This is a genomic window from Mycolicibacterium fallax, from assembly GCF_010726955.1.
Lineage (GTDB): Bacteria > Actinomycetota > Actinomycetes > Mycobacteriales > Mycobacteriaceae > Mycobacterium > Mycobacterium fallax.
This window is the reverse complement of sequence record NZ_AP022603.1, coordinates 2,492,918-2,515,190: the sequence shown is the minus strand read 5'-3', so window position 1 is coordinate 2,515,190 and position 22,273 is coordinate 2,492,918. Positions and strand designations below refer to the sequence as shown.

Annotated in this window: 19 protein-coding genes; 14 read left to right on the top strand and 5 right to left on the bottom strand. The window is 73.5% G+C overall.

The features are described from left to right. Positions 1–2: 2 nt before the first annotated feature. From eccCa to eccE, 9 genes are all read left to right on the top strand, one after another. Entirely contained in the window at positions 3–3,998 is a 3,996-nt protein-coding gene (eccCa, locus tag G6N10_RS12035) for a type VII secretion protein EccCa (RefSeq protein ID WP_085097396.1), read from the top strand. Next, complete coding sequence (locus tag G6N10_RS12030) at positions 3,995–4,306, top strand: PE family protein (protein WP_085097399.1); 312 nt, start codon at positions 3,995–3,997, stop codon at positions 4,304–4,306. The genes eccCa and G6N10_RS12030 overlap by 4 nt, the downstream gene beginning before the upstream one ends. Then, positions 4,306–5,904: a PPE family protein gene (locus tag G6N10_RS12025; RefSeq protein ID WP_163742396.1), complete on the top strand. Its 1,599-nt coding sequence runs from the start codon at positions 4,306–4,308 to the stop codon at positions 5,902–5,904. Before G6N10_RS12030 ends, G6N10_RS12025 begins: the two co-directional genes overlap by 1 nt. A gap of 81 nt (positions 5,905–5,985) precedes the next feature. Further along, positions 5,986–6,279 (top strand): type VII secretion protein EsxS, encoded by a 294-nt coding sequence (locus G6N10_RS12020; RefSeq protein ID WP_085094576.1) that lies wholly within the window; start codon positions 5,986–5,988, stop codon positions 6,277–6,279. Between the two features lie 50 nt (positions 6,280–6,329). Then, positions 6,330–6,617: a WXG100 family type VII secretion target gene (locus G6N10_RS12015; RefSeq protein WP_085094574.1), complete on the top strand. Its 288-nt coding sequence runs from the start codon at positions 6,330–6,332 to the stop codon at positions 6,615–6,617. Between the two features lie 3 nt (positions 6,618–6,620). Then, on the top strand, positions 6,621–7,463 hold the full coding sequence (locus G6N10_RS12010; RefSeq protein WP_085094572.1) for an ESX secretion-associated protein EspG: 843 nt from the start codon (positions 6,621–6,623) through the stop codon (positions 7,461–7,463). A gap of 79 nt (positions 7,464–7,542) precedes the next feature. Next, positions 7,543–8,958: a type VII secretion integral membrane protein EccD gene (gene eccD, locus G6N10_RS12005; protein WP_163742681.1), complete on the top strand. Its 1,416-nt coding sequence runs from the start codon at positions 7,543–7,545 to the stop codon at positions 8,956–8,958. Next, positions 8,955–10,367, top strand: a complete 1,413-nt coding sequence (mycP, locus tag G6N10_RS12000) for a type VII secretion-associated serine protease mycosin (protein WP_085094568.1) — start codon at positions 8,955–8,957, stop codon at positions 10,365–10,367. The genes eccD and mycP overlap by 4 nt, the downstream gene beginning before the upstream one ends. Before the next feature lie 2 nt (positions 10,368–10,369). Beyond that, entirely contained in the window at positions 10,370–11,359 is a 990-nt protein-coding gene (eccE, locus tag G6N10_RS11995; protein ID WP_109750454.1) for a type VII secretion protein EccE, read from the top strand. Between the two features lie 22 nt (positions 11,360–11,381). Here the strand turns inward: eccE and G6N10_RS11990 are convergent, their stop codons facing one another. Next, positions 11,382–12,527 carry an alpha/beta hydrolase family protein gene (locus G6N10_RS11990; protein ID WP_085094591.1) on the bottom strand — a complete coding sequence of 382 codons (1,146 nt, stop codon included), beginning with the start codon at positions 12,525–12,527 and terminating at the stop codon, positions 11,382–11,384. A 102-nt stretch (positions 12,528–12,629) separates the two neighbouring features. Here G6N10_RS11990 and G6N10_RS11985 point away from each other — a divergent pair, with 102 nt between their 5' ends. After that, positions 12,630–13,316: a phosphatase PAP2 family protein gene (locus G6N10_RS11985; protein WP_085094566.1), complete on the top strand. Its 687-nt coding sequence runs from the start codon at positions 12,630–12,632 to the stop codon at positions 13,314–13,316. Here the strand turns inward: G6N10_RS11985 and G6N10_RS11980 are convergent. Next, a complete protein-coding gene (locus G6N10_RS11980) occupies positions 13,243–14,730 on the bottom strand; it encodes a bifunctional phosphatase PAP2/diacylglycerol kinase family protein (protein ID WP_085094564.1) in 1,488 nt (495 codons plus the stop codon). The two genes, G6N10_RS11985 and G6N10_RS11980, sit on opposite strands and share 74 nt — an antisense overlap. Before the next feature lie 9 nt (positions 14,731–14,739). Continuing rightward, entirely contained in the window at positions 14,740–15,684 is a 945-nt protein-coding gene (locus tag G6N10_RS11975; RefSeq protein ID WP_085094562.1) for a WXG100-like domain-containing protein, read from the bottom strand. Positions 15,685–15,817: 133 nt separating this feature from the next. On the opposite strand from G6N10_RS11975, the gene G6N10_RS11970 reads away from it, so the two are divergent. Further along, complete coding sequence (locus G6N10_RS11970) at positions 15,818–16,474, top strand: L,D-transpeptidase family protein (RefSeq protein ID WP_085094561.1); 657 nt, start codon at positions 15,818–15,820, stop codon at positions 16,472–16,474. A gap of 4 nt (positions 16,475–16,478) precedes the next feature. Here the strand turns inward: G6N10_RS11970 and G6N10_RS11965 are convergent, their stop codons facing one another. Both G6N10_RS11965 and G6N10_RS11960 read right to left on the bottom strand, forming a co-directional pair. Then, entirely contained in the window at positions 16,479–16,955 is a 477-nt protein-coding gene (locus tag G6N10_RS11965; protein WP_085094560.1) for a nuclear transport factor 2 family protein, read from the bottom strand. 8 nt (positions 16,956–16,963) lie between these two features. After that, positions 16,964–17,566, bottom strand: coding sequence for a TetR/AcrR family transcriptional regulator (locus G6N10_RS11960; protein WP_085094558.1), 603 nt, complete (start codon positions 17,564–17,566; stop codon positions 16,964–16,966). A 55-nt stretch (positions 17,567–17,621) separates the two neighbouring features. Here G6N10_RS11960 and G6N10_RS11955 point away from each other — a divergent pair, with 55 nt between their 5' ends. The 3 genes from G6N10_RS11955 to G6N10_RS11945 all read left to right on the top strand — a co-directional run bounded on the left by G6N10_RS11955 (position 17,622) and on the right by G6N10_RS11945 (position 22,227). Further along, positions 17,622–18,866: a hypothetical protein gene (locus tag G6N10_RS11955; RefSeq protein WP_085094556.1), complete on the top strand. Its 1,245-nt coding sequence runs from the start codon at positions 17,622–17,624 to the stop codon at positions 18,864–18,866. An 81-nt stretch (positions 18,867–18,947) separates the two neighbouring features. Further along, entirely contained in the window at positions 18,948–20,798 is a 1,851-nt protein-coding gene (locus G6N10_RS11950; protein WP_085094554.1) for an Hsp70 family protein, read from the top strand. Positions 20,799–20,865: 67 nt separating this feature from the next. Then, positions 20,866–22,227 carry a wax ester/triacylglycerol synthase domain-containing protein gene (locus G6N10_RS11945; protein WP_085094552.1) on the top strand — a complete coding sequence of 454 codons (1,362 nt, stop codon included), beginning with the start codon at positions 20,866–20,868 and terminating at the stop codon, positions 22,225–22,227. Positions 22,228–22,273 lie beyond the last annotated feature (46 nt).

Below are 22,273 nucleotides of genomic sequence, written 5' to 3'. Positions count from 1 at the left end.
CCATGAGCAGACTCATCTTCGAGAGCCGCCGCCGGTTGCCGCGCCCGGCCACCCGCCGCGGCAACATCGTCATCCAGGCGCCGCCGGAGCTGCCCCGGGTGGTGCCGGCCTCGCTGCTGCGCCGGGTGCTGCCGTACCTGATCGTCGCGCTGATCGTCGGCATGGTGGTGGCGCTGTTCGCCAGCGGCATGCGGGTGCTGTCCCCGCAGATGCTGTTCTTCCCGTTCGTGCTGCTGCTGGCGGCCACCGCGCTCTACCGCGGCAACGACGGCCGGATGCGCACCGAGGAAGTCGACATGGAGCGCGCCGACTACCTGCGCTACCTGTCGGTGGTCCGCGACAACATCCGCGCCCAGGCCGGCGAGCAGCGGGCCGCGCTGAACTGGTCGCACCCGGCCCCCGGTGAGCTCGCCGCGTTCGCCGGCACCCGCAGGCAGTGGGAACGCGACCCCGACGACTCGGACTTCCTGCTGCTGCGCACCGGGCTGTCCGAGGTCGCCCTCGACGCCACCCTCAAGGTCACCGACGCCGCCGACGAGGTCGACCTGGAGCCGGTTTCGCACACCGCGCTGCGCGCCCTGTTGGCCGCCCAGCGCACCCTGCCCGACGCGCCGTCGGGTCTGAAGCTGGGCCGGATCTCCCAGGTGACCGTGGCCGGTGACCCCGCCGTGGCCCGCGCCGCGGTGCGCGCCTGGATCGCCCAGGCCGTCACCTGGCACGACCCAACCGTGCTCGGCGTCGCGCTGGCCAGCCCCGGGCTGGAGACCGCCGACTGGTCCTGGCTGAAATGGGTTGCGCACGTGGATGTCCCGGGCGCGGTGGACGGCCTCGGGCCGGCTCGCTACCTGAGCCCGAGCGCCGACGGGCTGATCGCCGCGATCGGCCCGGCGCTGGCCGCCCGCCCGCTGTTCGACGGCGCCGACGAGCACGGCCTTCGGCACCTGATCATCGTCGTCGACGATCCGGGCTACGAGCTGTCCGCCTCGGTGCTGTCCGAGGGGCTGGCCGGGGTGACCGTGATCAGCATCGCCGGGGACATCGAACCCGGCCGCGACCAGTACCCGGATCCGCAGCGGCCGATCCTGCGGGTCACCGACGGCCGGATCGACCGCTGGCAGTCCTCGGGCTGGGAACCCGAGATCGACGCCGCCGACACGCTGGCGGTGGCCGAGGCCGCCCACCTGGCCCGCGCGCTGGCCCGCTGGGACTCCAACCCCACCCACGCCGGGCTGCGCTCGGCCGCCACCAACGGCGCCACCTTCAACACCCTGCTCGACATCGCCGACGCCTCGGCGCTGGACGTGCCGACGCTGTGGGCCCCGCGCCGCCGCGAGGACGAGCTGCGGGTGCCGATCGGCGTCACCGCCACCGGTGAACCGCTGTACTTCGACCTCAAGGACGAGGCCGAGGGCGGCATGGGCCCGCACGGCCTGATGATCGGCATGACCGGCTCCGGCAAGTCGCAGACCCTGATGTCAATCCTGTTGTCGCTGTTGACGACCCACTCCGCCGAGCGGCTGATCGTCATCTACGCCGACTTCAAGGGCGAGGCCGGCGCCGACATCTTCCGCAACTTCCCGCAGGTCGTCGCCGTCATCTCCAACATGGCCGAGAAGAAGTCGCTGGCCGACCGGTTCGCCGACACGCTGCGCGGCGAGGTGGCCCGGCGGGAGAACCTGCTGCGCGAGACCGGCCGGGCGATCCAGGGCAGCGCGTTCAACTCGGTCGCCGAATACGAGGCCGCGATCGACGCCGGCCACGATCTGGACCCGCTGCCCACCCTGCTGGTGGTCGCCGACGAGTTCACCCTGATGCTCGCCGACCACCCGGAGTACGCCGAACTGTTCGATTACGTTGCGCGCAAGGGCCGTTCGTTCCGGATCCACCTGCTGTTCGCGTCGCAGACCCTAGACGTCGGCAAGATCAAGGACATCGACAAGAACACCTCCTACCGGATCGGCCTGAAGGTGGCCAGCCCGGCGATCTCCCGGCAGATCATCGGCGTCGACGACGCGTACCACATCGAATCCGGTAAGCAGCACAAGGGCGAGGGCTTCCTGGTGCCCGCCCCCGGCTCCACCCCGGTGAAGTTCCGCGCGACCTACGTCGACGGCATCTACGAGCCGCCCCGGGCGGCCAGAACCATGGTGGTGCCGACGGTTCCGCGGCCCCGACGGTTCAGCGCCGGCGCGGTGGACGCCGACCAGGACATCATCGAACTGCCCGGCGCCGACGAGCCGCTCGGCCCGCCGCGCAAGCTGATCGCCACCATCGGTGAGCAGCTCGCCGGCTACGGCCCGACCGCGCCCGCGCTGTGGCTGCCGCCGCTGGACGAGCCGATCGCGCTGACCACGCTGCTGGCCGAAACGCCGTTGGCACACGGCGGCCGGCGCTGGCCGCTCGGCGAGATCGACCGGCCCTTCGAGATGCGCCGCGACCCGCTGATCTTCGACGCCACCTCCGGTGCGGCGAACCTGCTGATCCACGGCGGCCCGAAGGCCGGCAAGTCCACCGCGCTGCAGACCTTCATGCTGTCGGCGGCCGCGCTGCACGCCCCCGGCGAGGTCAGCTTCTACTGCCTGGACTACGGCGGCGGGAAGCTGGCCGAGTTGGCCGGGCTCGCGCACGTCGGCTCGGTGGCCTCCCCGCTGGAGCCGGAGCGGATCCGGCGCACCTTCGGCGAGCTGGAGACGCTGCTGGAGTCCCGGCAGGCCGGCGGTGCCCGGGCCGGCGGCGGGTACGACGACGGCTACGGCGAGGTGTTCCTGGTCATCGACAACCTCTACGGCTTCTCCCGGGACAACACCGACCAGTTCAACACCCGAAACCCGTTGCTGGCCAAGGTGACCGAGCTGGCCAACTCCGGCCTGGCCTACGGCATCCACCTGGTGATCAGCACGCCGAACTGGCTGGAGGTGCCGCTGGCCATGCGCGACGGTCTGGGTCTGCGGCTGGAGCTGCGGCTGCCCGACGTGCGGGACAGCAACGTCCGGGTGGTCGGGGCGATCCGCCGGCCGGCCGAATCGGTGCCGATCGACCAGCCCGGCCGCGGCCTGACCATGGCCGCCGAGCATTTCCTGTTCGCCGCCCCGCAGGCCGGGATGGTCGCCGAGCTCAACGCCCGGCACCCGGGCCGCCGGGCGCCCGCGGTGCGACTGCTGCCGACCTACCTGGCACCGGCCACGGTGGCCCCGCTGTTCAGCGCCCCGGAGCGCGTGGTGATCGGCCAGCGCGAGCTGGACCTGGCCCCGGTCGCGCTGGACTTTGCCCAGAACCCGCTGGTGATGGTGTTCGGCGACACCCGGACCGGCAAGACCACGCTGCTGCGCCAGCTGATCCGGACGCTGCGCGAGGACGCCGGCCCGGCGGCGGTGGGCTTCACCGTCATCGACCGGCGGCTGCACCTGGTCGACGAGCCGTTGTTCGGCGACAGCGAGTACACCGCCAACATCGACCGGATCACCCCGGCCATGCTCGGCCTGGCGGGGCTGATCGAGGGCCGTCGTCCGCCGGCCGGGCTCAGCCCGGCGGAACTGGCCGACTGGTCGTTCCGCGGCGGCGCGGACGACCGGGTCCACTACCTGATCATCGACGACGTCGACGCCATTCCGGACAGCCCGGCGCTGTCGGGCCCATACGTCGGGCAGCGGCCGTGGACCCCGCTGGTCGGGCTGCTGGCCGAGGCCGGCGACCTGGGCCTGCGGGTGATCGTCACCGCGCGGGCCACCGGCTCCGGGCATCTGCTGATGACCAGCCCGCTGCTGCGCCGGCTCAACGATCTGCAGGCCACCACGATCATGCTGTCGGGCAATCCGGCCGAGGGCGGCAAGATCCGCGGCCACCGATTCGCGCGGCTGCCCGCCGGCCGCGGCATGCTGCTCGACCACGGCGACAGCCCGACGCATCTGCAGCTGATCAACCCGCAGCCCGTCGAATCCGCTTCCAGCGCAACCCGTTCCAGTACATCGATGGATAAGAGAGAGGAGTTCGGATCATGACACTTCGTGTGCTGCCCGAAGGGCTCGCCGCCGCCGGAGCCGCGGTGGAGGGACTCACCGCCCGGCTGGCCGCCGTGCACGCCGCGGCCGCCCCGGCCATCAGCGCGGTGATCCCGCCGGCCGCCGACCCGGTCTCGCTGCGCTCCGCCGTCGGGTTCAGCGCCAAGGGCGCCCAGCACACCGCGCTGGCCGGCGAGGGTGTCACCGAACTGGGCCGCGCCGGGATGGGCGTCGGCGAGTCCGGCGTCAGCTACAGCACCGGTGACCTGCAGGCCGCCGGCACCTACCTGATCGCCCGCGGGCTCTGATGACCGCGCCGGTGTGGTTGGCCTCCCCGCCGGAGGTGCATTCGGCGTTGCTGTCGGCCGGGCCCGGCCCGGCGGCGCTGCTGGCCTCCGCCGGTGCCTGGACCGGTCTGGGCGCCGAATACGTCACGACGGCAGCCGAACTCACCGCAATCCTGGGCGCGGTCAACGCCGGATCCTGGCAGGGCCCCAGCGCCGCGCAGTACGCGGCCGCGCACGGCCCGTACCTGGCCTGGCTGGAGCAGGCCGGGGTGGACGCCGCCGCGACCGCGCTGGCCCAGGAGACCACCGCGGGCGCGTACACCGCGGCGTTGGCGATGATGCCGACGCTGCCGGAACTGGCCGCCAACCACGTCATCCACGGGGTGCTGCTGGCCACCAACTTCCTGGGCATCAACACCATCCCGATCGCCGTCAACGAGGCCGACTACGTGCGGATGTGGATCCAGGCCGCCACCGCGATGGCCGGCTACGACGCGGTGGCCAGCTCGATGGTGGCCGCGACGCCGCCGACCACCCCGGCGCCGATGGTGATGGCCCCCGGCGGCGAGGTCGCCGCGCTGGCCGCCGCACCGTCGCAGGCCGCCGCGGCCGCCCAGGCCGGCGAATCCGGCGGCAACCTCACCCCCGACTGGTGGAGCGAGAACGCGCTGATCAAGGCGCTGGCGAGCTACCTGGACAACCCGACGATGCCCGGCGGCGCCGAGCTGGCCCGGCTGCTGCAGTACCCGCTGGACACCCTCAGCTGGATGATCGCCAACCCGGCGGCCGCGCTGCCGTTCCTGCTGGTCGTCGGCTACCAGGCGTTCTTCCAGGTGTTCGGCTGGGGGTTCTGGGGAACGATGCTGACCGCCCCGCTGTGGCTGCCGTTGATCGCCGCGGCCGGGCTCGGCGTCGTCGGCGGCGTGCTGAGCCAGCTGGACCTGGGCCCCGAGGGGATGGAGCAGCCCGGCGAGGAGCCCGGCCAGCAGCGCACCCCCGGCGCCGAGCAGCACTACCCGGCCACCACCGTCGCCCCGAGTACCCCGGCCGGGGCGCCCCCCGCGCCCGCCGCCCCGGCGGCCCCCGCGGCACCGGCCGCCCCCGCCGCGCCCGCCCCGGCCGCGCCCGCGGCGATGATCGGCTACGCGGTGCGGATGGATCCCGAGCAGGGCGTCGGACCGACGCTGACCGACCGGACCGGCGCGCAGGCACCGGCGCAGGGGCTGGCGGCACCGGCGGCCGCCGCCGCGATCGCCGCCGCCGCGGCCGCCAAGCGCCGGGCCCGGCGCCGCCGCGGCGCCGCCATCAAGGACCAGGGCAACCGCGACGAGTACCTGACCCTTGACGACGACCTCGGCACTCCGCCGCCGGCCGCCGAGCCGGCCGGGCGCCCCGCCCCGGCCGCCACCACCCGGGCCGCCGGGCCCGGGGCGGGCACCGTCGGCGCGGCCGGCGCGTTCTCCGGGACCACACCGGCGCAGACCGAGACCGCCACCGGGCTGACCGCGCTGCCCGACGACGGTTACGGCACCGGGCCCGCCGGTCCGCTGCTGCCCGGCGGCTGGCGCGACGCACCGCCCGGAAACGAAGGGGGGCCGCCGGCTGAACCTGAACGCTGACGCGGCCCGCCGCACCGCAGTTCCCATCCACCCCGGCCCTGAAAACCGGCCCGGCACAACAACCCCGATCGGAGAATCACCATGAGCTTTCTGGACGCCCACATCCCGCAGCTGGTCGCCTCGGAGGCGAACTTCGGCGTGAAGGCCGGCCTGATGCGCGCCACCATCAACGGCGCCGAGCAGTCCGCGCTGTCCGCCCAGGCCTTCCACCGCGGCGAGTCCTCGGCCGCGTTCCAGGCCGCGCACGCCCGGTTCCTGGAGGTGGCCGCCAAGGTCAACCTGCTGCTCGACGTCGCGCAGATCAACCTCGGCGACGCCGGCGCCTCCTACGTCGCGCAGGACGGCGCGGCCGCCGGCAGCTACGGCACCTTCTGATCGCCCAGAAACTGACCGCCCAAAACAACAGCTAGAGAGGAACATTCGCCATGGGACAGATCATGTACAACTACCCGGCGATGCTGGGTACCGCCGCCGAAATGAGTGGCTACTCCGGCACGCTGGCCGGCGTCGGTGCCGACATCGCCGCCGAGCAGGCCGCCCTGCACGCCTCCTGGCAGGGTGACACCGGGCTGACCTACCAGGCCTGGCAGGCGCAGTGGAACACCGCCATGGATGAGCTGGTGCGCGCCTACCGCGCGATGGCCGGCACCCACGAGCAGAACACCATGTCGATGATGGCCCGCGATCAGGCCGAGGGCTCCAAGTGGGTCTGACCGGTGGCCGCCGCTAACGCCGTCGAGCTGACGACCGAGGCGGCCTGGTTCATCGCGGACGAGGTGGGGGCCGGTTCCTTCCCCTGGGTGCTGGCCATCACCGTGCCGTTCACCGACGACGCCGAGCGCGGCGCGTTCGCCGAGCGGCAGCGCGAGCAACTGCGCCGGCTGCAGGTCATCGGCGCCGACGGCACGATCTCGGCGTCCGTCGCGCGCTGGGTGTCCGCGGTCTGCTTCCCGCAGCGCTGGCTGGAACTGCGGTTCGTCGGCCGGTCCGGGCACGCCGACGACGTGCTGCGCGGGGTGGTCGCACAGCGCGACGGCCGGGTGGTGGTGGCGCTGCGCAGCGGCGGGCTGATCACCCTGAGCGCGATGGACATCGTCGACCCGGCCGGGCTGGTGCCGGTGGTCACCGCCGGCCTGCCCGGTGCGGCGCCGGCCCGGTTCCCCGAGTTCGCGCTGCCCGCCCGCGCCGGGGCGCGTGCCGACGAGCGGTTGCGCCGCGGCGCGCCGGTGACCGAGGTGGTGGCCGAACTCGGCATCCCGCGCGGGGCCCGCGACGTCGTTGCCGCGGTGTACACCGGCCAGCGCAGCTACGCCGAGATCGTCGCGGGCGGCCGCGGGGAGGGCACCGAGGCGACCACCGAGGTCGGGCTGGGCATCGTCGACTCCGCCCAGGGCCGGATCCTGGTCACCCCAACCCGCGCCAACGACGGCCAGTGGGTGTCCACCTTCACCCCGGGCACCCCGCTGGCGATCGCGCGGGCGCTCGACGAACTGACCGCCACCCTGGCCACCGGCCACTGGTTCGAAAAAGCCCGGCTCACCCGGGATTTCGCGGTCTGACCGCGACCACAACTTCAGTACGAGACCCACCCAGCAGAGAGAAGACCCACGCATGACCCAGACCCTGGACAACCCGGTGTTGCCGGCCCCGGTGCTGCCCATCGTCCGCGTCGCCGTCCTGGCCGAGCGCCGGATCGTCGAGATCGCCCTGCCGACCGAGGTTCCGCTGCGCGAGGTGATGCCCGCGGTCGAGCGGTTGGTGCACCTGGACGACGACTCCGCCGAGTCCGCCGAGTCCGCCGAGACCGCCGCGCCGACCGCGCGCCGGCGCAGCCTGGCTCCGATCGGCGGCGCGCCGTACAGCCTGGACGCCAGCCTGGACACCGTCGGCGTGGTCGACGGCGACCTGCTGGCCCTGGTGCCGGTCCCGGCCGGCCCCGCCGCACCCGGCGTCGTCGAGGACATCGCCGACGCGGCGGTCATCTTCTCCCGCTCCCGGCTGACCGGCTGGGGCATCGACCGGATCCGCACCCTGGCCCGGGCCGCGGCGGTGCTGCTGCTGCTCGCGGTGACCGGCGTCGGGGTGGCCTACCGGCTCTCGGCCGGCTCGGTGACCGGCCTGTACGTGGTGAGCGCGGCCGCCGCGATCGCCGTGCTGACCGCGCTGACGCTGCGCGACCGCCGGGACGTCCCGGCGGTGGCCGCCCTGGTCCCGATCGCGGCGGCCTTCACCCTGGCGGTGCCCGGCGAGTTCGGCGCCGCCCAGCTGCTGCTCGGCGCCGCAGGCGTCACCGCGTGGGCGGCGATCAACGTCATCCTGTCGGCGCGCCGGACCGCGCTGTTCACCGCCGTCGCGGTGGTCGGTGCCGCGCTGTCGGTCACCGCGGGCATCGCCGTGCTGTGGCCCGGTCTGCCGCTGGCCACCCTGGGTGCCGGGCTGATCCTGGCCGCGCTGCTGGTCACCGTGCAGGCCGCCGGCCTGTCGGCGGTGTGGGCGCGGCTGCCGCTGCCGGTCATCCCCGCCCCCGGCGATCCGGTTCCCGCCGCGCCCAGCCGCTCGGTGCTGGCCGACCTGCCGCGCCGGGTCGAGCGGGCCGACGCCCACCAGAGCGGCCTGCTGGCCGCCGCGGTGGCGCTCACCGTGCTGGGCTCGCTGGCCGTCGTCGTCCCGGTGGCCGGCCAGGCTCCGGCCGGGGTTTGGGCCTGGTACCTGGTGGGCGGCACCTCGCTGGCCTCGGTGCTGCGGGCCCGGGTGTGGGACTCCGCGGTCTGCAAGACCTGGCTGCTGTCCCAGCCGTTCCTGCTGGCCGTGGCGCTGCTGGGACTGTTCGTCTGGCAGGCCGACTACGCCTCGGCGTTGTGGACCCTGGTCGCGTTGGCCGTGCTGACCGGCGGCTGGCTGATCGTCGCCGGCAACCCGAGGCTGGCCGACCCGGACGGCTACTCGCTGCCGATCCGCCGGCTGGTGGGCTTCCTGTCGGCCGGCGTGGACGCCTCGCTGATCCCGGTGATCGCCTACCTGGTCGGGATCTTCGCGCTGGTGCTGCAGCGGTGACCCGACGGCGCACCGGTGCGGGCCGAGCCGGGCTGGCAACGCTGGCCGCGGTCGCCGCCGTCGCGGCGTCCTGCCCGCCGGCCTCGGCGATCACCCCGCCGACCGTTCCCGACTCCGCGGCCCCGCCGTCCGGCGGCGGCGTGCCGATGACCCAGCGCAACGCCTGCGTGACCACCGGCCTGCGGGCCGGTGCGGACCCGGCCGCGGTACCGGCCGCGGCGCAACTGCTCAACCTCGACGGCGCCTGGCGGTTCTCCCGCGGGGAGGGCCAGACGGTGGCCGTCATCGACACCGGCGTGCAGCCGGGCCGGCTGCTGCCCAACGTCGAGGGCGGCGGCGACTTCCTCGGCAGCGGCGATGGCCTGACCGACTGCGACGGGCACGGCACCCTGGTCGCCGGCATCATCGCCGGCCAGCCCGATGGCGGCTTCTCCGGGGTGGCCCCGGCGGCCCGGCTGATCTCGATCCGGCAGGCCTCCCCGCGCTTCTCGCCGAACACCCCCGGCGCCGACCCCGCCCTGGAGCGGGCCCGCGCCGACATCGCCTCGCTGGCCCAGTCCATCGTGCGGGCCGCCGACCGCGGCGCCCGGGTGATCAACATTTCGGTCACCACCTGCCTGCCCGCGGACAACACCCTGGACCAGGACGCGCTCGGGGCGGCGCTGCGCTACGCCGCCGTCGACAAGGATGCCGTCATCGTGGCGGCCGCGGGCAATGCCGGCTCCGGCGCCGCGAACATCGGCAGCTGCGCACCGAATCCGCTTGGCGGGCTGGGTAATCCGGCCGATCCGCGGGACTGGTCGGGGGTCACCTCGGTGTCGGTGCCGTCCTGGTGGCAGCCGTACGTGGTGTCGGTCGGCGCGCTCGGCCCGGCCGGGGCGCCGTCGTCGTTCAGCATGCCCGGGCCGTGGCTGGGCATCTCCGCGCCCGGGGAGAACATCCTGTCGGTGTCCAACGCCCCCGACGGCGGCCTGGCCGACGGCACCCCCGACGACAAGGGCAAGCTGCGGGCACTGAGCGGCACCAGCTACGCGACGGCCTACGTCTCCGGGGTGGCCGCCCTGGTCCGCAGCCGCTTCCCGCAGCTGTCCGCCGGCCAGGTGGTGGAGCGCCTGACCGGCACCGCGCACAACGGTGCCCGGGCCCCGTCGAACCTGGTCGGCGCCGGCACCGTCGACCCGGTCGCCGCGCTGACCTGGGAGCTGCCCGCCACCGCCCGGGGGCCGCAGACCACCGCCATCGCCGCGCCGATCCCGGCGCCGGCACCCGATCACACCGCCCGCAACATCGCCTTCGCCGTCACCGGGGTGTTGGCGCTGGTGGTGGCGGGCACCGCGGTCGCGGTGCGCCGCCGCGACCAGGACCACCCCGACCGCCTCGCCGCGGCCGGGCCAGGAAAGGAACACTGAGCATGCGACGACCGACGATGGTCTGGCCCGGGCCGGGCCGGCTCACCCTGGTGGCGCTGTGCGCGGTGCCCGCGGCGATGGCCTACCCGTGGCACACCGTGGGGCAGCGTTGGGTGCTCGGCGTCGGGGTGGCCGTCGCGGTGCTGCTGCTGCCGTGGTGGCGCGGCGCGCACCTGAGCACCATGGCGGGCCGGCGGATCGCCATGCTGGCGCGGCGGCGCCGCGAGCCCGGCGCGCCCGAGCTGCTGGAGCACACCCCGACGCAGGCCCGCACCACCGCGGTGCTGCAGGTTCGGCCCGCGGCCGCCGTCCACGACGAGGACGACGTGCCGCAGGAACTGCCGCTGCCGCTGATCGCCGGCTACCTCGACCGATACGGGATCCGCTGCGAATCGGTCCGGATCGCCAGCCGCGACACCCCGGACCGGCGCAGCACCTTCATCGGGCTGACGGTCGCCGCCACCCCGAATCTTGTTGCGCTGCAAGGCCGCGGCCCCGACATTCCGCTGCGCCGGACCGCCGAGACGGTGGCCCGCCGGCTCGCCGACGCGCTGCGCGAGCTGGGCTGGGAGGCCACCGCGGTCACCGGCCAGCTGGAGGTGCCCGAGCTGCTCGGCCCGGCCGCCGCCGAGCGGTGGCGCACCGTGGCCGACGGGTCCACCGGCTTCGTCAGCGGCTACGCCGTCACCGTCGACGACGAGCTGCCCGACACCCTGGCCGAACTGTGGGCGCTGGAGTCCGCGGAGATCTGGACGGTTGCCGAGATCAGCGCGGCGGGCCTGGCCGTCGCCGCGGCGGTGCGCAGCGCGGACACCCCGGCCCCCGACGGGCCGCTGCCGACCCTGACCGCGGTGCGCGGGCGTCAGCGTGCGGCGCTGGCCGCGCTGCACCCGATGTCCACCGATCCGGTGCTGGCCCGGCCGGGTTCGGTCGAGGTGCTCGGCGAACTGTCCTGGCCCGCGGTGCTCGACGAACGGGTCGCCGCGGGCTGAGCCCGGCCGGTTCTGAACGGGATCAGAACATCACCGGCGCCAGGAACCGGGTCATCCGGCGCAGGTAGTCGGGTTGGCTGACGTGCAGGATGTGGTTGCCCGGGAACCAGTGCAGCGCGCAGCGGTCCCAGTGCCGCCAGAGCGCCTCGGACTGCTCCGGCGGCGCCAGCCGGTCGCCGAGGCCGGTGATGATCAGCCGGCGTTCCCGCGGCACCAGCGGCCGGTAGTTCAGCGGCGAGTGATACGCCGAGGCGGCGCGCGCGTCGGCGCGGCTGACCCCGCCGCCGAGCCGGGACAGCGCCACCAGCTTGTTGGCTGGGAACCAGGAGTCGAACATCGCCTCGGGCTCCACCACCGGGACATTGGGGATGACCGCGCGCAGCCGGTGATCGGTGCTGGCGATCAGCGCCGAGGTGTACCCGCCGAGGCTCATCCCGGTCAGCGCGATCCGGTCCACCCCGGTGAACTCCAGGTAGTCCATCAGCGAGCGGAAGTCGTAGACGGCCTGCCCCATGGTCTCGGCGAAGCCGGCCATCCCGTTGGCGAAGATGCCGTAACCGCTGAACGGGGAACCCTTTTCGGCGCGCGGGCCGTGGAACGGCAGGGTGTACAGCACGATGTCGTAGCCGGACTTGAAGAACCACGGCAGCGAGAAGAACAGCCCGTTGAACAGATACGGCGAGCCAAGGAAACCGTGGATGACGCACAGCGTCGGCCGCGGCCCGTCATCGTGGCGCCAGTGCTGGGCGTGCACGGTGTTGTTGTGCTCGAACCCGGCCCACAGCCCGCGCAGCTCCGGGTTCAGCGGCCGGAAGCCGCTGGCGAACCGGACCTGCTCGACCCGGCCGTGCGCCACCCACTGGGCGACCGGCCCGGCCGGGCGGGTGCTGACCTTCGGCGGGTCGGTCGGCGCGGGGAAGGAGGTGGCGACGCTGCGCGCGGCGGCCAGCTCGGCGTAGAACGCCAGATTGCGCCGCTCGGCGATCGTCTCGCTGCCGCGCAGCAGCCCGGTGACCATCGGCGGCAGCAACGCCGCGCCCACCAGCGAGGAGATCGCGGTGCGCAACCCGAAGTCGGCGGCCGCCGAGGCGTCCACCACCGCGCGCTGCGCCCAGGTCAGGTCGGCGCGGGCGGGCAGGCCGCGCGGACCGGCTTCGCCGCCGGGCATGTCCGGCACCGGCAGCGGCGGGTCCAGCGGGTCTTCGGTCTGCGGAGTTACGCCCACGGCTGTCGATGTTAACCCCGGTGTCGGTGTGGTAGTCGTGAACGCATGACCCGTCACCGGCTGACCCTCGCCCTCTCGGTCGCCGCGGCCGCCGTCTACCTGCTGATGTGGGTGGGTTTCGCCGCCGACTGGTCCTGGCTGCGGGTCGCCGACGACTGGGCGCTGCGGCACTGCTACGACTTCGCGGTCGGCCGGCCGGGCTGGGTCACCGGCTGGGACGTGTTCTGCACGGTCTTGGGCACCGTGGTGCTGCGGGGGTTGGTCGCGGTGCTGATCATCGTCGAGTTCGTCCGCCGCCGGGCGCGGGTGGCGACATTCCTGCTGCTGAGCGTCGAACTCAGCGCCGCGGTGACCGAATTGGCCAAGTGGCTGGCCGGCCGGGCCCGCCCGGACACCGCGCTGGTGTACGCGCACGGGCTGTCGTTCCCGTCCGGCCACGCGCTGGGGCTGCTGGTCATCGTGGCCGCGCTGCTGACGGTGTACCTGCGCGACCTGCCGGCCGGCTGGCGCGCCCCGGCGCTGTGGGCGGGGGTGGCGCTGGTGGTGGCGACCGGCGTCGGCCGGGTGGTGCTGAACGTGCACCACCCCTCCGACGTGCTGGCCGGGTGGGCGCTGGGATACCTCTACTTCGCGTTCTGCCGGTGGGTGTGCCCGCCGTTCAGCGTGGCGGACGGAACACCGGCAGCGCCCGATACAGCGAGGCGAACGACGCCTGGGTCAGCGGCGGGCTGACCTCCCCGTCGTGCGCGAGCGGGGTGGGGCCGTCGACGGCGGTGAAGGAGAACTCCGGCACCTGCAGCTCGTGATACAGCGGGCTGCGGGTCAGCCGGCCCAGCGCCAGCGCGGACAGGATCCGCAGCCGGGCAAACCGCCGGCCGACCTCCAGGATCCGGACGTCGATCAGGCCGTCGTCCATCCGGGTGCGGCGGGCCGGGGCGAACCCGGCCGGCAGGTAGATGGAGTTGCCGAGGAAGAACAGCGACGTCTCGATGGTGGTGTTGTCGTAGCGGATCCGCACCGACCGCTCGCCCCGCAGCGTCTTCCACAGTGCGTAGCCGCCGGCCAGCGGCTTGCCGATCCGCTTCTCGTAACGCTCCCGGGTGGCGACGAACTGCGGGTAGGCGCCGATGCTGGCGGTGTTGACGACGATATGGGTCTGGTTGAGCCGGATCAGGTCGACCCGGCTGACGGTGCCGTTCCGCACTGCCGCGATGGTCTTGGCCGGGGTTGGGCAGCCGATGTCCTTGGCGAAGTGGTTGAAGGTGCCGGCCGGGAACACCGCCAGCGGGAGGCCGGTGTCCAGCGCGACCGCCGCCGCGGTGCCGACGGTGCCGTCCCCGCCGGCGATGCCGAGCACCTCGGCGCGGCCGGCCGCGCTGCGCAGCACCTGCGCGACGTCGTCGTCGGAGGTCAGCTCGACGATCTCGGCGGCCGGCAGCTCCTGGCGGATCTGCTGCAGCACGCGGGTTCCGGTGCCGCTGCCGGAGGCCGGGTTGATCACCACCACCAGGCCGGCGCCGTCGACCCGGGGTGGGGTGTCGACGGTCAGCGGCTCGGTCGGCGGCAGCTTGGTATCGACGACCGGCGGCACCAGCCGGGCGCCGGCCACCGCGACCGCCGCGCCGATGCCGAACCCGGCCAGCACATCGCCGGGGTAGTGCGCACCGGTGTAGACCCGGGACAGTCCGACCAGGCTGGCCAGCCCGGCCAGCGCCAGCCCGGCCGGCGCGGATTCCATCCCGACGCCGACGGCGAACGCCGCGGCGCTGGCCGAATGCCCGGACGGGAAGGAGTTCGACCGCGGGTAGCGGTGGATGCGCCGCAGCAGCGGGACCGCGGTGTGCCCGGGGCGTTCCCGGCGCCAGATCCGCTTGGCGACCTGGTTGGTGACCAGGCTGGTGACCCCGAGGGTGAGCAGCCCGCGCACCGCGCCCCGGCGCAGCGACGGGTTGCCGGTGGCGGCCAGCAGCGCGGCGATGCCCATCCACAGTTTGGAGTGGTCGGCGGCGCGGGTCAGCGGCGGCAGGATGGCGTCCAGCAGCGGTGTCTCGGTGCCGGCGACGGCGTCGAACACCTCCCGGTCCAGCGTGCTCAGTCCCTCGGTGATCTCCTGGAATCCGCGGCTGCCGGGCAATGATCGGGCCATCCGGACACCTTAATCGGCCCGGTCGCCCCCGCGGGGTTCGACGATGATCCGCCGCGTCGCGGTGACCCGGCCCTCGACCCGCTTGGTGACCGCGGGCGCGGCCGGCGGGGCATCGATCCGGCCCTGCACCGGGGCGCCGTTGCGCACCGTGGGCACCGAAACCCGCCGGGTGCCGGTCGGCTCGGCCCCGCCGCCACCGGCGGGCGCGCCGGCCAACGGTGCGGCCGGCATCATCGGCATCCCGCCAACCCCCGGCGCGATCGGCGCTGCGTGCGGTGCGGGCAGTGCCGGGACGACGGGCACGCTGCGGCCCGACGTCGGCACCGTGGCGCCCGACGGGGCCGGCGGCGGGCCGAGCAGGGTGGCGGGGGTGGTCGGCCCGGACCCGGGTGCGTCCGCACCGCCGGGACCCGCGCCGCCGGATCCATCCGAGCCGAATCCGTCCGCGCCGGAAAGGAATTCGTCGCCCAGCGGGTCGTCGAGCCAGTCCTCGACGGGCGGCTCGGCCTGACCGGCGGCCGAGGACAGCTGCTCGGCGAGCTGCTGGCCGAGCTGACCGGCCTGGGCGGGCAGTTGGCTCAGCGGCGCCACCAGCCCGCCGAGACCACCGGTCAGGCCGCCGACCAGGCCGCTGATCAACTGCGGGATCTGCTGGGCGAACTGATCGCCCTGGCCGCCCGGGTCGACCGCGGCCAACTGCCGGGCGGAGGCCTCCTCGTTGGCGGGGAACTTGGCCGCGGCGTCGGCGGCCTTGAGCTCGCGCTCGGCCTGCTCCCGGGCGACCCGCTCGGCGTCGGCGGGATCACCCCAGTTCGCGGCGAGTTGCAGCACCTGGGCCCACCACTCGGTCAGCACCGTGCCGGCCAGCACCGGATCCGACGGGATCGGTGGTGGTGGCGGCAGCCCCAGCAGCTCGAGGTACCGGACCGCCTCGGCGTTGATGGTCGGCGCCATCGCTCCAGGGTAGTTCCGGGCCGGCGGCGGCGGTATTCACTTTTCCCGGCGACTGACTTTTCCAGCGAATGACCCTGCGCCGTGACCAAAGCTTGACTTGACCCCGGCGGCAGCCGGTCGTGACGATGGCTGGATGCGCCGGCTGGTCGATCTGTGCTGCGCGGTGGCCGGTGCGCTGGTCATCGCGCTGGTCGTCGTCGCCCCCGGGTACGCCGCCGGACCGTGGTTCGGCGGGCAGGTCGGCAATGCCACCCAGGTCATCTCGGTGGTCGGCACCGGCGGCTCGAACGCCACCGTGGACCTCTGGCAGCGCGGCCCGGCCGGCTGGGCGCCGGTGGGTGCCGGGATCCCGGCGAAGGTCGGTGGGCAGGGCATCTCGCGCAACACCTTTGAGGGTTCCGGGGCGACGCCGATGGGCATCTTCACCCTTAACTCGGCGTTCGGCACCAAACCCAATCCGGGCTCCGGGTTGCCCTACGTACAGGTCGGCCCCCAGCACTGGTGGGTCGGTGACGTCAACAGCCCGCTGTACAACACCATGGCGGTCTGCGCGCCGGCGGACTGCCCGTTCAGCACCGCCGCGCCGACGGAGAACCTGGACATCCCGGTGTACGCGCAGGCGGTGGTGATGGGCGTCAACGCCGCCCGGACGCCGGGCAAGGGCAGCGCGTTCTTCCTGCACGACACCGACGGCGGGCCGACCGCCGGGTGCGTCGCGATCGATCCGGGCATGCTCACCAAGATCATCGGCTGGCTGCGCCCGGGTGCGCTGATCGCCATCTCGAAATAGCGGGTCAACCGTGCAGGGCGGGACCCGGGGTGAGGTGAAATGACAAGCCCTGCAACGACATCGTCGCCTCGTAGGTGCGCTCGTAGCCGGTGGCGCAGATCCGCCAGCCGTCCGGGGTGCGCCGGTAGGTGTCGGCGTAGAACGCCGCGCCGATCAGCATGAAGTTCGCCTCGGCGAGGATCACCCGGTCCTGCAGGTACCAGCGGCCGGTGGCCTCGTCGCCGGTCACGGTGATCTCGGGGTGCCCGACCCGGTGCTCGGTGATCACCGCGGCCGGCATCGCGGTGCGCAGGTAGCCGACCAGCGAGGCGCGGTCGGTGAACCGCAGCGGCACACCGTCGGGCGCCGAACCGTAGTTGCCGACGACGTCCTCGGTCAGGGTGTCGGTGAAGGTGTCCCAGTCCTTGGTGTCCAGGGCCCGCAGATAGCGGTACTTGAGCGCCTCGATGTTTCGCAGATCGTCGTCCCGCAGCTCGTCCATGCCCGCGATTATTGCCCGCCGGCCAGGGTTCGGGCGGCCATCTCGGTGAGCGTGGCCCGTTCGGCGCGCCAGTCCAGCGGTTGCCCGACGATCAACTGCGCGAGCACCATGCCGCGCAGCGCCGCCCAGATCACCTCGGCGACCGGGTGATCGGCGGGGTCGTCGGAGATCAGCCGGCCGAGCGCCTGGGTGGCGGTGTTCATCTCGGCCAGGTGTCGGTGCTGCGGATCGCCGCCTCGGGTGGCCTGCAGGATCTCCAGGGCGGCCATCGACGTCGGGCTGCTGTAGCACTCCCAGGCGATGTCGATGACGGTCTCCAGCCGCCGGCGGGTTGGCAGGTCGGCGACCCGGGCGCCGGACAGCCGCTCGATGAGCCGGGCGACCCCGTCGGACACCACGGCCATCAGCAGGCCGTTGCGGTCGCCGAAGTGGTACTGGATGACTCCCCAGGTGACCCCGGCGCGTTCGGCGACGTGCTTGGCGGTGGCGGCGCCGAAACCCTCCTCGAGGATGCAGCGCACCGTCTCGTCGATGATCTTGGCCCGCGTCTGGTCGCCGCGCCGGCGCGGCGCCTGGGTGCGGCGGGTGGGTGCCGTCGAGCGGTTCGTCATCGTCTTCTTTATAGCATTGTTGACTTAATAACATTGTCAACTCTATGTTTAGTTGGTGACGGTAAAGCCCAGCCCCACCCCCAGCCGCTTCGCCAGCCTGTCCCGCGAGGAACTTGCCACCCTCGTGCCGGAGCTGCTGCTCATCGGCCAGCTCATCGACCGGTCCGGGATGGCGTGGTGCATCGTCAACTTCGGCCGCGAGGAGATGCTGCAGATCGCTATCGAGGAGTGGTCCGGCGCCAGCCCGGTCTACACCCGGCGGATGCAGAAGGCGCTGAAGTACGAGGGCACCGACATCTACACCATCTTCAAGGGCCTGCAGCTCGACATCGGCGCCCCGCCGCAGTTCATGGACTTCCGCTACATCGTCCACGACCGCTGGCACGGTGAGTTCTACCTCGACCACTGCGGCGCGCTGCTCGACGTCGAACCGATGGGCGAGGACTACGTCACCGGCATGTGCCATGACATCGAGGACCCGACCTTCGACGCCACCGCGGTGGCGACCAACCCGAAGGCGCAGGTCCGCCCGATTCACCGCCCGCCCCGCACCCCGGCCGACCGGTCCCCGCACTGTCACTGGACGGTCAATATCGACGAGGACAACCCGGAGGTCACCGGTCTGCCGCCGCTGGCGATCATCGAGGCGACCCGGGCCGCGAGCTGGGAACTCGCCGACATCGACCCGGCCGACCAGGGCCGGGCGGACTACTCCGGCGAGCTGCTGTCGGACTTCGACTTCGCCGCCTACTCGCATTCGGCGCTGGTCCGCATCGCCGACGAGGTGTGCCTGCAGATGCAGTTGCTGCACCTGTCGTTCGTGCTGGCCGTGCAGCTGCGCGCCGCCGACGCCGCCCAGCTCACCGAGATCTGCACCAAGCAGCTCACCGGGCTGGCCGGGGTGGCCGCCGAGCGGATCCACCGCGCGCTGCGGCTGCCCGGCGGGTCCGAGGGCGTGCTTCGGACCCTGGAACTGCACCCGCTGGTCAACCCGGCCGGCTACGTCGACGCCGAGTTCGGCGACGGCCGGATGCGGGTGCGCCGCAGCGCCGCGCACGACGACGGCGCCTGGATCACGCTGTGCGGCCCCGGCCACACCGAGGCGCTGCAGGCCATCGCCACCGCAATCGACCCCCACCTGGCGGTCGAGATCGACGGCACCGCCGACGACTGGACCATGACCCTGGGGCACCGTGAGCGGCCGCTGCGGGAATCCGGGGAGGTCGCGGTGGTCAAGGTCAGCGGCGGGGCGGCGTTCGTCTTCGCGCCGCGCGAATCGCTGCCGCTGACCGTCCTGTAGCGGCCACCGGCCCGGCGGCCAAGCCCTCGGGTAGGGGTGTCGGAGGCCGGAGCGACGGCGCCCGACCGATATGGTGGCCGGGTGACTGACCCGACCGGGCTGTCGATCGGCGCCATGCACCTGGTTGCGGCGCGGGTGGGCGCACCGCCGGTGACCCGCCGATCCGTGCTGACGCTGTTCCGGCAGCGACCGCCCGAGGTGGGCACACCCGCCGACAATCCCGTACTTGCCGCCGCCGAGCCCGGCCTGGTGCTGCGCGGCTTCGTCGAGCGGGTCGGCGACCCGATTCCGCTGGTCGCCCCCGACGGCTCCGCGCATCCGGCCGACCGGCTGCTGGCCGCGGCGCTGGCCTCGATGGTCGGCGCGGTCGGCGGCGCCGGGGGTGCGGTGACACTCGCGGTGCCGTCGTACTGGGGTCCGGGCGTGCGCCGGGCCCTGGAAAATGCGGTGCGCGCCGACGCCCGGCTGAGCCCGGGTGGGGTGGCACCGCGGCTGGTGCCCGACGCCACCGCCGCGCTGACCGCGTTGCAGACCGATCCCGGGCTGCCCGGCCACGGTGTCATCGCGGTGCTGGACTTCGGTGCCAGCGGCACCAGCATGACCCTGTTCGACGCCGACGCCGGGTTCGCCCAGCTCGGCGAGACCGTCCGGTATCCGGACTTCTCCGGGGACCAGATCGATGCCGCGGTGCTCGCGGCGGTGCTGGCCGATCTGGAGGCGCGCGGGGACCTGGACCCGGCGGCCACCGCCGCCGTCGGCTCGCTGGCGACCTTGCGCGGCGAGGCCCGTCGGGCCAAGGAACGGTTGTCGGCACAGACCGTCACGACGCTGCCGCTGGAGCTGCCCGAGGGCGCCGGCCGGGTGGAGGTGCGGTTCACCCGCGCCGAGCTCGACGCGCTGATGGTCGGCGGGCTCGGCGGTGTGCTCGACGCCCTGCAGCAGCTGCTGGACCGCGGCCGGATTCCGTGGGCGCGGATCTCCGCCGTCGCGACGGTGGGTGGGGGAGCGGCGATCCCCCTTGTCACGCAACGGCTTTCGCAGTTGTCCCAGGCGCCGGTGCTGACCACCGCGTGGTCGGGGCAGGGCGGGGCGATCGGTGCGGCGCTGCTGTCGGCCCGCGGCCCGGACGCCGACGCCGCGACCGGGATGTCCGCGGCGACCGCGTCGGCCGCGACCGGGCTGGCCCCGGCGGTCGGCGAGCCCGACACCGCCCGGAACCCGGCCGCCGGAGCCGGCACCGACGGCGGCGGGCTGGCCTGGTCTGAGGCCGCCGACGCGGTCGCCGATCCGCTGCCCTATCAGGGCGGCGAGATCGATTTCGGCAGCGCGGATTTCGGTGCCGCCGATTTCGGCAGCGCCGAGAACCCGTATCGGCCCGACGGCCCGCGCCCGCGGGTGGAGTACGACGACGCGGACCCGATTGCCGCGCCGCGCCCGCGGCGCAGTCGGCTGCCCGGGCTGGCGGTGGCCGGCGCGGGCCTGATCGCGCTGTTCGCCTTCGGGTCGGTCATCTACAACCTGGCCAACGACGCCAAGCCGATCGAGTCGGCCCCGAGCGTCACCGAGCCGGTGACCACGAAGGCGAAGCTGCCGCCGCCGCCGCCGGAGCCCTCGCCCGTCGAACAGACACCCGAACCGCCGCCGCCCCCGCCCCCGCCGCCGGTGACCACGACCCCGGAGTGGACGCCGACGACGACCACCGAACCGCCGGTGACCACCACCACGACGACCACGACGACCACCACCACGACGACCACCACCACGACGACGACGACCGAGCCGACGACGACAACCACGACAACGACGCCGCCGACGACCACCAGCACCCCGACCACGACGACCACCCCGCCGCGGATGACCACCACGCACCTGAATATCCCCGGGCTGCCGCCGATTCCGATCCCGGTGCCCGAGCAGCAGCCGCCGCAGTAGCCGTCGACACCAGGCAAAACCCGCCCGGATCACCGTCGTCACCGTAGGTTGAGGCGCGGGAGTGCACATGGCCGAATTCATGAGTAACAGCGACGCCTTCACCTGGGCGATGGAGGCGGATCCGCGGCTGCGATCGACGATCGTGAGCCTGCTGATCCTCGATGAGCGCCCGGACTGGGATGCGGTGACCCACCGCTTCGACCGGCTGTCGCGGGTGCTGCCGGTGTTCCGGCAGCGGGTGGTGGCCTCGCCGGTGCTGGCCCCGCCGCGCTGGGAGTACGACCCGGATTTCGATCTCGACTACCACGTGCGACGGATCGCCGCCCCGCCCCCCGCGGACACCGACGCGCTGCTGGAGCTGTGCCGGGTCGCGGCGATGGAATCCTTCGACACCGCCCGGCCGCTGTGGCACGTCACGCTGGTCGACGGGTTGGCCGACGGCCGGGCCGCGATGATCAGCAAGGTTCATCACGCGCTGACCGACGGCATCGGCGGCATTCAGATCGGGATGACGCTGTTCGACCTGCAACCGGAGGCGCCCACCCCGGAGTTGCCGGACCCGCCCGGCGGCGCCGTGGCCGATCGCTGGGATGAGTACCGGGCCGCGCTGCGCTACGGGGCGGGGCTGCTGGGCTCGGCGGTGACCGGTGCGCTGACCGCCGCCCCGCGACTGTTCTACGACGGCCTGCGGGATCCGCGCGGCGCGGTCGTCGAGGTCGCCGAGACGGCCGCGTCGGTGTACCGGACGGTGCGGCCGATCAGCCGGACCGGATCGCCATTGATGAAGGAACGCACCCTGATTCGCGATCTGTCCACCTACTCGGTGCCGATGGCGCAGCTGCGCGCGGTGGCCAACGCCCGCGGCGCGGCGCTCAACGATGCGTTCCTGGCCGGGGTCACCGGCGGGCTGCGCCGCTATCACGAGCAGCACGGGTCGCAGATCGACGAGCTGCACCTGACCATGCCGATCAGCCTGCGCACCGAGGCCGACGCGATGGGCGGCAACCACATCACCCTGATGCGCTTCGATGTGCCCGCCGGTGAGCTGGATCCGGCCACCCGGATCGAGCGAATCCACCGCCGGGTCCGCCGGGTGCGCTCGGAAAAATCGCTGCCCTACACCCAGTTGATCGCCGGCGCGCTGAACCTGGTGCCGCGCGAGGTGCTGGGGTCGGTGCTGACCCGGGTGGACTTCCTGGCCAGCGACGTGCCGGGGATCCCGGTTCCGGTGTTCCTCGGCGGTGCCCGGGTGGTCGAGCAGTACGCGTTCGGCCCGACCATCGGCGCGGCCGTCAATGTCACCCTGCTGACCTACGTGGACACCTGCGCGTTCGGCATCGACATCGATGTCGGGGCGATCCCCGACCCGGCGGTATTCCACCGCTGCCTGGTCGAGGGGTTCGCCGAGGTGCTGGCGCTGGCCGACTGAACGGGGTCCGGCGGAACGGGTTCGCGCGGAACGGATTCTGCGGGAG